Genomic DNA, 8,364 nt, shown 5'->3' on the forward strand with positions numbered 1-8,364 from the left:
GGGCTCGGTGAGGGTGAATCGCCCTCCCGTACCCTCAAACCTCCCCAAGATTGTCCTCAAAGGTGTGGATGAGGGATGTCATCCGCTCGATAATGCGGTCTACAATCTTTCGTCTTTCAAGAATCTTTGGCCTCTCGACAAGTGCGTTGACGACATCGTCACGGAGCGGCGTATGCCCAGTAAAATTGAAATGATCAATTAGTCTGTCGAAGCGCTCACGATCTAGTCGTTCTTGCACACAAAGATTGGCAATTGCCGCATCGCGCTCTTGCTCCCAGTAGGCCCTGAAGCTTGTTTCAATATCTTCCCCTGCGCCAATCTGAGGCATATTCTGTTGAATGAACTTTTCGATCAACTCGCGCTTACTTCGGAGCTGTGGTTCCGACGTTACTATGTCGAGGATGTCAGCTACGCGCTTCTGCTTGGCTACCGCATCTGGGTTCTCCGTTAGCTCCTCGTCTGTCAAGTTGCGGAGGAGTTGCAGGATGTAGGCAACATTCACCTTGTCATGGCGGATCAGCTCTAGCTCAAAATCCACGTCGTTTATGATCGATACTGTCCCTTCCTCTGTGGCCTTGCGGGTCAGGTCGTGAATATCGAGATACTTGCTCTTAAAATCGTCAAACATCTGACTATCCATAGCAAGATCGGCCCAATCAAATTCGGCGAAAACTCCCAACACATTCCTTATCCGCGCAAGTTCGCGAAAGGCTCGTACGAAAGCCAGTCGCTGGTTCTCATCCTCAAGTGCATCGACACTATCGACGGTGGGCGTCAACGCCATTAGAACGGCGGCGCAGGCGTTAAACCGCTCGACATAGCTGTCGTATGGATCGATTAGGACTGTTTCGTTGGCTGCTTTGTCGGCGAAGAGCGCAAGCGCCTCATCAGTTGCAGATTTAAGGTTGCGGAAAGAAACGATATTTCCCTGCGATTTAACCTCATTAAGAATGCGGTTAGTCCGTGAATAGGCTTGGATCAGGCCGTGATACTTAAGGTTCTTATCTAGATAAAGGGTGTTGACCTTCTTCGCATCAAAGCCTGTCAGGAACATTGCGACGACGAGAAGGATATCGACGCGGTCCTTCTCGCTAGCATTTTCACGCTCACGTTCCTTGATGCGTTTTGCAATATCCTTATAGTAGTTGTAGAAGCTCAGACTGTCCTTCGTAGTAAAAGCCGTCCCATACATTGTGTTATAATCCAAGATGAAGCTGTCAAGCTTCTCCCGGCTATGACGATTAGCGGGGGTGTCTGCAGCAATCTCGAAGTCGGGTTCGCTGATCAAGCCATTGGCGTCCTTATCATCCTCATTGGTGCCGTAGGTGAAGATGGTCGCAACTCGGAGATCATGTACACCTAACGCCTTTTTTGCACGGAAGAATTCGTAATACTGAATCAGCGCATCGACACTTCCAACCGCAAGGATTGCAGTGAAATCGCGATTGTGCGTTTTTCGGGCATGGTTTGAGATGATCCAATCTACTACGCCTTCTATTCGATCGGGGCTCTCAAAGAACTCACGAGTATCGATACCAGCGACCTTCTCGTCAATCAGGCTGCCGTCGCGACGACGCAGCTTGCCCCAGTATTCAATCGAGAATCTAAGAACATTTTCGTCACGGATTGCGTCAGTGATGACATAGCGGTGAAGACAATCACCGAACAAATCTCTGGTTGTCCGCGCGATTGCCTCGCTTTTGTTGGCATTAAGCTCAAAGATCGGAGTCCCAGTGAATCCGAACATCTGGTAGTTAGTGAAGAAGCTAGTGATACGCTTGTGGGTCTCGCCGAACTGGGAGCGGTGGCATTCATCAAAGATGAATACAATCCGTCGATTTGCGAGCGGAGCCATTTGCTCAAGAAAGTGCGATCGGGATATAGCAGCATTGAGCTTCTGGATCGTTGTGACGATAAGCCGTGTGCTGTCAGTAAATTGTCGGACAAGCTTATGTGTGTTGTTTGTACCGTCAACGCTACCATCGCTATAGGCATTGAACTCGCGCGTTGTTTGGTAATCCAAATCTGCGCGATCGACTACGAACACCACCTTGTCCACTTCTGGCATCTCCGTCAGAATTTGGGATGCTTTGAAGCTAGTAAGCGTCTTGCCCGATCCCGTGGTGTGCCAGATATAACCACCCTTAATACTGTTCTTGACGCGGTCGATAATCGCTTCGACTGCGTAGAATTGATAGGGCCGTAGGACCATTAATTGCCGATCGCCCTCATGAAGCACCGTGTACTTAGCAATCATTTTGGAAACGTGGCATTTGTCGAGGAATGTCTCGGCAAAATCGCTTAGCTGGTTTAGCGGCTTGTTGTCCTCCCGCGACCAAGTGAAAGTTTGTTTGAAGCTTTGCTTGCGGTTATTAGCATAGTAGCGGGTGTTAACGCCATTCGATATTACGAAGAGCTGTATATACTGAAAAAGGCCACGCCCCGCAGTAAAACTGTGCCGGTGATAGCGGTTAACTTGATTAAAAGCTTCCTTTATCTCCAGCCCACGCCTCTTCAGTTCGATCTGGATGAGAGGCAGACCATTAACGAGCAAGGTCACATCGTAGCGGTTCCGGTAGCTTCCCTCCTGTGTAATCTGATGTGTCACCTGATAGCGGTTCTGGCACCACTCATGGGTGTTCAAAAATTCGATGTAGAGGCGGCTACCATCTTCGCGTGCAAGTTCGTACCGATCGCGCAACGTCTTCGCTCGCTCGAACACATTACCTCGATCGAGATGGTTAAGTACCCTCTCGAACTCGGCGTCAGTTAGGACAACCCTATTATGCGCCTCAAGCTGGATTTTGAGATTTGCAATCAACTCTGCATCATTCTGGATCGTGATGCGGTCCCAGCCAAGCTTAACCAATCGGTCGAGCAAGCTTTCCTCGAGTTGGGCTTCAGTCTGCGTTACCATAGACCTGCTCATTAGTGTTATCATTCTCGGCTAAGGTGTCCTGATAGCTCTCAAGCTCGAGCACATAATCCTCATAATAGAGTCGGTACAGTGCGTCGCTGTAGAGCAGCTTGCCGTCAAGCGGGTAACGCCGATCAAGATCGTCATTAAATGCAGGATTGTCGTCGTAATGGACCAGAGGGATTCCACTGGGGAGGAGTTCATCTTCGGACGATTGTTGGGTCTCGGGTCCGAGCGTGTCCGTGCGTGCGCTAAGCGCAAAGAACGACTGAAGCATGTAGAACGTGATCGCGTCAGTCATCTGGAGACAGAGCCGAGCGAAATCGCTCGTGCTATCCTCGACCTTCGGAACAGCTTTGCCATGTGAGATGTCCCCTCTAGCGTTGCGCAATGCACCCAGCGAATGAGCCAAGCCGCTGACTCGATTCACAAAATGTTCCTCGATCACATCGTCATTTGCCTTGAGCAATTTTGCGGCAGATTTGACCAGAGGTTCGACGTCTTTTTTATCGAGCTCTTCGCGCTTTGCGGACTTATCCAGTCCAAGGATGATCGTTTTGGAGATGCCCTCGATCAACGATTTACATGTTTCGATACAAATGTCTGGATGGTCGCAGATATTGCGCCGAGCCTTGCTGAAGAGAGGGAGGTAGTAAGCGCAATCGGGAAATTGTCCCTGATTGGCTTTAATCAACTTAGACGCACGCTGCATCGTTTGGTCCTAAACATACATCTGCTGCAGAAGGCCCTTCTTGAACTCACGCATACATTTTATTTGCGTAGAGACTGCAGCAATCTTGTCGTCGAGTGCGCTCAGAAAATCTGCAATTTTCCGTTGTTCGTCTGGATGGGGGAGTTCAATGATCAGCTTCGATAGGTTTGACTTCGAGACCCCCAGTACCGAGATGCCTTGTGCGACGCGCATAATCTGCTTGCGCAGACCCCATGTCTGAAAAAGATATCCGGGAAACCCAATTTCCAGTTTCCCCACCTTGGGACGTGCAATGTAGGTATGGAGACCTGCGACTAGTGATTTCGGCCGAACTTCCAAGATCTCGATGGCCTTGCCGATATCTGCGTAGTCCTCAGATGCATCGACGATTACGACATCTCCGAGTTGACAATAATTATCTTCGCGCATCGGTTGGGGCATTGCCTCGGGCTTTATGAACGGCGCTTTTGCCTCGCTTTGCTTAAACCGTGCAGCGAATGCTGCATGAATATCGCCATAGTGAATGTTCTGAACCTGACCACCTGTGTCGGTCAGCATGTCACGTGACAGATTGTTAGTTCCGACCCAGTCGAAAATGTCGCCGATCGTGCATGGCGTCCAACCTGGAAATGCCGAGCCGTCGGCGCGAGTAAACCGAACTTCACGTGAGAAAATCCGCTGCATCGCGCCCCGCTTGTAGCGCGTAAATGCACTGCGTTGCCGGTGCAGCAGATCGATGCGTTCATCTACGAGGGCAAGGAAATCGGCAATCTTCTGTTGTTCAGCGAGCGCTGGGAAGCTCACTGGAATTTTCGCAAAATCCCGGTAATATAACCGCAGGCGGTCGCTCGTAAGTCCATACGAGTATGCCCAGAGCAAGTACAACGAGCGGTCACGCTTGAACCACTGTTCAAAAAATTGCGGCGATATCCCCGGCTTTGGCGATAATACGACGTAAGCAGGGCTGACCATGCAATCCTCTGGCGCTCGCCCGACGGCTCCCTGCCACATGCGCATCATATTATAGACTAGGTCATTTTTAGTGGCCCGAAGATTTGAGCCATCCTCTGCGTCGCTGCTTATCTCTCGTTCGAGACTGTCCCGGGGAACCATGCCTCGGTCGATCGTCACTGAATAGAGTGGAAGCCCCTCCTCACCCCGGGCTCGACCTTGGCCGAATGCATCTCCGCCGCGCCTTTCAGTCCAGCCTTGGCTGAACTCCGGAAAGCGCAATCTTGGACCTCTAGGGCTCACCTTAGTCACAGCGGAGTCTCCAGCCCGAGTTCTGCACAGAACAATGCGATGCGAGAATCAATCTCGGCGGTGCTTACCTTTAATGCGTGCAATTCGCTCGAGACGGATCCAAGATCAATCGGCGGCTCCTCCTCGAAAATATCGACATAACGAGGGATATTGAGATTGTATTCGTTTTCTTCTATTTCACTCAACGGTGCGAGATAACTGTATCGTTCCTTCGCATCCCGTCTGCGATACGTTTCGACAATTTGATCAACATCCGAGTCACGCAGTACGTTCTGGTTCTTTCCTTTTTCAAAATGTGCACTTGCGTCAATAAACAGGATATTGCCCGAGTCCTCACGGCACTTCTTGAAAACCAACACACATGTCGGAATGCCTGTGCCATAAAAGATGTTTGCGGGGAGGCCAATTACTGCGTCGAGATAGTTGCGTTCAGCAATTAGAATCCTGCGAATCTCGCCTTCCGAGCCTCCACGAAATAGTGCGCCGTGAGGCAGGATCACCGCCATTGTGCCGTTATCGGCCAGATGATGAACCATATGCAGTACGAATGCGAAATCCGCCTTAGATGCGGGTGCAAGGCGGCCATAGGTGCTGAAACGATCGTCGGTTGAGAAATGCGGATTCGCACTCCAGTTCGCCGAAAAGGGAGGGTTAGCAACGACAGCCTCGAATTTCATATGCGTATGCTGAGGCCGTTCGAGTGTGTCTTCTTGTTTTAGATCGAACTTACGATAGTGCACGCCATGCAAAATCATATTCATGCGAGCGAGATTGTAGGTCGTTCGATTGAGTTCCTGCCCATAAAAGCCGCCAACCTGCCTCATTCCCACTTCACGGGCGACCCGCAGCAGTAGAGAGCCCGAGCCGCAGGTCGGGTCATAAACGGTTTGTAGGCGATCTTTGCCGGTGGTGACGATGCGAGCGAGGACGGTCGAAACCTGCTGAGGGGTATAGAACTCGCCAGCTTTTTTGCCCGCGCCGCTAGCGAATTTGCCGATTAGATATTCATACGCATCGCCTAGCACGTCGCTGTTAACCTCGTGCAAGCGGAAGTCGAGCGTGTCTAGGCGGCCCAAAATTCTGGCGACGAGGGCGTTGCGGTCACTGACGGAGCGGCCGAGCTTGGTCGAGCCAAGGTCTAGATCCTCGAATAGATGGTCAAAGTCTTCCTCGCTTTCGGCACCCATTGTGGATTTTTGGATGTTTGCGAGAATTCGGGTGAGATCATCGAGGATGAAGTTGTTGCCCTTCTGCATTGCCCGAGCGGCAATCGTGGCGAATAGCTCTGATGGACGCAGGAAATAGCCAAGCTCATCCACGGCTTCAGTACGGATGGCGTCGAGTAGCTCTTCTCCTTCTTCGGTGCCCTCGCGGATGTCCATGAATTTAATCCCATCTGCTGACAGGACATCATTGGCGTATAGGTGCATTCGTTCGGACAGGTACTTAAAAAAGATAAAGCCCAAGATGTAATCGCGGAACTCGTCCGCATCCATCTTGCCCCTCAGATCGTTGGCAATCCCCCACAGTGCCGCTTCCAGCCTGCGCTTCTGCTCGTCTGTCATGCCTCGCGCCTACCCCTCGATTCAAATTATCTGTGTCCTAAACTAGGCGGTATTCCCTTGCATCGCCTTTCTAACCGCCGCAAGAATTTTAGCTTAGGTAGTTTGCTGATGCGCAGACTTCCGATTTGATCGTGTGCAAACAGGCCACAGGCTACCATGCTCTCGCATAATGTGCTGGAATAACAGAGCAGAACGTAGGGCCTAATCAGATATGCTATGGCGCTGACACTCTAGCCTGAGAGGAAGAGGGCTGATTCCAACTTGGCCATATGTCCAACAAGAGCCAGATTAGCTTTTTACAAGCCACGGCATAATGTGGGGTGCGATGAGGGGCACAGGTTCGCTTGAACCCTTAAACCTTTGTAAAATAAACTATTTTAAGGAAGAGCTGGCGGAGAGGGGGAGATTCGAACTCCCGATACGGTTGCCCGTATGCTGCGTTTCGAGTGCGGTACATTGGATAGCGACCAGTCCTTGCCCATAGGAGAGCTGCACCCGTGCAGAGATCCGAGGGTAAGCCCCTTGCCGGGCAAATGCCGGTCGAGTGTCGAGACGCCAAAGGGCAGGGACTTGCGTGAGCCATAAGCCCCGCCGAGCCTCTCGATCTGGTGCCTCAAGTCGTCGACGACTTCGCGCCAGGTAGCCACCAGTCAAGCTCACCTCCCTCCTGCCTCCTGCGACAGAATTGAACAAAACAGGAACATAGACCAAGGTGGGGAGTCAACGCGCGGTTCGAGAGCGACCTTGTGGATCGCGGGAAGGAGGCGGAGGTAGAAGAGGGCGCGCGCCAAACCCACCGTACAATGTATCAATTCTTATGTTCCGAGCAACCGGACACTCGGGCAATTTAGCCCGGATCACACTTAACGAGCGAGATCCCGAGCAAGATCGGTAGGTTTAACGCGCGCCCTAACATTGTTGCGCACGGCAGGTGGGATTGATGCGTCTCACCCCTCACAACGAGCGAACCGAAAAATCTCCCAGGCAAGCCCGGCACTCACCAAGCCGTTGTTCGACGAATGCGCAAAGCTCCTGAAATCTGGCAGCAACACCAACACCGGGGTCTTGGCCGATTTGTTCGGCACGTGCCAGGCGGAGAAATCCTCGTCGATGACGAATATGGGCGAGGACGCCTCAAAGGGCTGAACTTCCGTGCCGAGATCCTCCTAATATTTCTTCATCTGGGGTGAAAAGCCCTCCGGCTTGAGCTCGGCCGAAACTCCTTCGATCGCCGTATTGTTCTGAAACCAGAATCCGAACTTCAGCTCGACTCCCATTTGAGCTGACTTGATGACCATTCCCTTCACGGCCTCGTCGGTCCGACTCTGTGTGGGTGCGATCTCCTCGAACGTAAATCGCAATTCGTCGACAGGGATGTTCGGTGCATTGGAAATTGCTTTGGCGAGATACACCGCCTTATCGAGCGGGCAATAGGTTGGGGCCCGCTTTTCAGGCGCGCCACCGAGCCGTCAAACATCGAGGAAGCTTCTCAGCATCCGGCTGCGCGAGGGATGCTTCAGCTTGCGCAGGGACTTTGCTTCAATCTGGCGGATGCGCTCACGGGTCACGGAAAACTGCAGACCGACCTCTTCAAGGGTGTGGTCGGAGTTGAGCCCAATGCCGAAGCGCATGCGCAGCACGCGCTCCTCTCGGGGCGTGAGCGTGGCAAGCATCCGCGTGGTGGTCTCGCGCAAGTTCGACTGGATCGCTGCCACATCAGGAGAGACTGCATTCTGATCTGCAATGAGATCGCCGAGATTTGAGTCATCCTCTTCGCCGATCGGTGTCTCGAGAGAGATCGGCTCCTTAGCGATCTTGAGCACCTTCTGAATTCGGTCGACGGGCATGGCGAGCTTCTCGGCCAGCTCCTCCGGGGTCGGCTCGCGGCCGATCTCGTGCAGCATCTG

General features: G+C 52.2%; 6 protein-coding genes. All 6 read right to left on the reverse strand.

The annotated features are described in order from the left end of the window. Nucleotides 1-34 precede the first annotated feature (34 nt). Nucleotides 35-2,917, reverse strand: a complete 2,883-nt coding sequence (locus KBI52_RS10425; RefSeq protein ID WP_210807238.1) for a type I restriction endonuclease subunit R — start codon at nucleotides 2,915-2,917, stop codon at nucleotides 35-37. Further along, complete coding sequence (locus KBI52_RS10430; RefSeq protein WP_210807239.1) at nucleotides 2,901-3,629, reverse strand: abortive infection family protein; 729 nt, start codon at nucleotides 3,627-3,629, stop codon at nucleotides 2,901-2,903. Before KBI52_RS10430 ends, KBI52_RS10425 begins: the two co-directional genes overlap by 17 nt. A 9-nt stretch (nucleotides 3,630-3,638) precedes the next feature. After that, on the reverse strand, nucleotides 3,639-4,742 hold the full coding sequence (locus tag KBI52_RS10435) for a restriction endonuclease subunit S (RefSeq protein ID WP_247654319.1): 1,104 nt from the start codon (nucleotides 4,740-4,742) through the stop codon (nucleotides 3,639-3,641). A gap of 146 nt (nucleotides 4,743-4,888) precedes the next feature. Next, nucleotides 4,889-6,457: a type I restriction-modification system subunit M gene (locus KBI52_RS10440; protein ID WP_210807241.1), complete on the reverse strand. Its 1,569-nt coding sequence runs from the start codon at nucleotides 6,455-6,457 to the stop codon at nucleotides 4,889-4,891. A 1,166-nt stretch (nucleotides 6,458-7,623) separates the two neighbouring features. Next, complete coding sequence (locus KBI52_RS10445) at nucleotides 7,624-7,869, reverse strand: hypothetical protein (protein WP_210807242.1); 246 nt, start codon at nucleotides 7,867-7,869, stop codon at nucleotides 7,624-7,626. Between the two features lie 57 nt (nucleotides 7,870-7,926). After that, nucleotides 7,927-8,364, reverse strand: a 438-nt coding sequence (locus tag KBI52_RS10450) for a sigma-70 domain-containing protein (RefSeq protein WP_305797886.1), incomplete at its 5' end; no start/stop codon positions are given.

Source organism: Microvirga sp. HBU67558 (assembly GCF_018069605.1).
Lineage (GTDB): Bacteria > Pseudomonadota > Alphaproteobacteria > Rhizobiales > Beijerinckiaceae > Microvirga > Microvirga terrae.